Source organism: Kitasatospora sp. NPDC059803 (assembly GCF_042732255.1).
In the GTDB taxonomy this organism is placed as follows: Bacteria; Actinomycetota; Actinomycetes; order Streptomycetales; family Streptomycetaceae; genus Kitasatospora.
The window spans coordinates 1-1,902 of record NZ_JBHWIJ010000556.1; the positions used below are offsets into that span (position 1 = coordinate 1).

The window sequence follows — 1,902 nt, forward strand, 5'->3', positions numbered from 1 at the left end:
GCCGCCGGCAGCCGCCCCCCGCGCGCCCCCCCCCCCCCGCGGCGCCCCCCCCCCCCGCCCCGGGGGGGGGGGCGCCCCCGCGGGCCCCGTCGCGCGTCCCGGGGGTGCGTCAGGAGCGCGCGCCGCGCCGGGTGCGCACCAGCACGGTGGCGCTGCCGCCGACCAGCAGCAGACCGGCCGCGGTGGCCAGCAGCGGGACCACCGGGGTCTGCGAACCGGTGGCGGCCAGCACGCCGCCCGCACCGCCCGCAGCGCCCGCACCGGTCAGGCCGCCGCCGGTGGTCAGCGAGGCGCCGCCGACCGTACCGGTGCCCGAACCCTGGCCTCCGGCAGGCTGGTTGGCGCCACCGGCACCGGCGCCGGCACCGGACCCGGCGGTCGGCGGGGTGGCCGGCAGCTTGGCGTCCTTGTCGAACGCCAGGGTGGCGCTGACCGGGTCCAGGGCCGTGCCCGCCGGGTAGTTGGAGAACACCGGGACGCCCTCGGCGGTGAGCGTGGCCGGGACGCCGGAGAGCGTCACCACGCCGTTGACCGGCTTCAGGGCGGAGGCGGGCACGTCCAGCTTGGCGATCCGCGCGCCGCTCAGCGACGTCGCCTTGCCGTCGGGGGACTTGCCGTTCACGTCGGCGGTCAGGAAGGCGCCGCCCTGGTCGATCGTCAGGCCCAGCTTGGAGAGCGTGGTGTCGAGCGCCCAGCCGTCCTTGCCCGGGTGGCCGAGGAAGCGGACCGAGCCGTCGAACGCGGCGGTCAGCGAGTGGTCGGCGGTGTTGTAGCCGCCGGTGGCGCCGCCGAAGCGGTAGTCGGCCGCGCCGCCGCCGAACTCGACCTTGCCGCTCGCCATCGGGGTGGCCAGGTACGCGCGGAAGCTCTCCTTGACCTTCCAGTCGAGGGTGCCGTTCAGCACGGGCAGCCGGCCGGGGGCACCGGTGGGCGCCGGGGTCCCGGTCGCGGACGGGGTGGCGCTCGCGGACGGCGAGGCGGTGGCGCTCGGCGACTGCGTCGCGGACGGCGTCGTGGTGGCCGACGACGTGGCGGAGGGCGTGGCCGACGGCGTGCCGGTGGCGGACGGCGAGGCGGTCGGCGTGCCCGTGGCGGTCGGGGTCGATGTCGGGGTCGGGGTCGGGGCCGTCGGCGAAGCGGTGGCGGTCGCCGTGGCCGTCGGCGACGGCGTCGCCGGGCTCTGCTTCAGCAGCAGCGACAGCGGGTCCATGTCCGTCCCGGCCGTGTAGAAGCCCGCGAAGGCCTTGGCGCCCTGCTCGGTCAGCTTCGCCGCCGTCGGCACCCCGGTGGTGGTGTCCCGCCCGACGGTGAACGTCACCAGCGGCACGTCGTCCCGTCGAATGACCTCGGTGGCCCCCATCGACTCCTTGGACGCGGTGTCGGCGGTGAGCGTGCCGGTCGTCCCGGCGGTGGTGACCTTGAGGTCGCTGAGGGCGACGTCCAGCGCGCCGTGGTGGGCGGTGAAGCGGACCCCGCCGGTGAAGGAGGAGCTCAGCGCGTGGGTGGCGAGGTCGTACGTGGCGTTCGCCAGGCCGAAGTGGAAGGTGCCGTCGGCGTTGGTGGTGGCGCCGCCGGTCAGTTCGATGGCGCCGCCCTGGGAGGCCGGGCCGCTGACGTAGCTGCGGAAGCTGGCCTTCACGCCCCAGTCCAGCGCGCCGGTGTCGTACGTGACGCTGCCGGGGCCGCCCGCGCCGAAGGCCAGTGCGGGGGCGCCGAGGGCGGTCAGGCCGAGGCCGGCGGTGGCGGCCGCGAGGGCGGCCAGCCGGGTGCGGTTGCGGGACATGGTGGGTACTCCGTTCGGATGGGGCGGGGGGAGGGAGCGGGGGGACGCTCCGGGGTGTCAGGCCGCGTCGCCGGGGCCCGGCGCGTCGCCGGGGCCGCCGTCGGCGCCCGCGCCCGGCG

At 77.8% G+C, this 1,902-nt stretch carries 1 protein-coding gene; it reads right to left on the bottom strand.

Annotated elements, in window-relative coordinates; genetic code table 11:
* Positions 1-109: 109 nt before the first annotated feature.
* Positions 110-1,783 carry an HtaA domain-containing protein gene (locus tag ACFV6I_RS39440; RefSeq protein WP_380431104.1) on the bottom strand — a complete coding sequence of 558 codons (1,674 nt, stop codon included), beginning with the start codon at positions 1,781-1,783 and terminating at the stop codon, positions 110-112.
* Between the last annotated feature and the right edge of the window lie 119 nt (positions 1,784-1,902).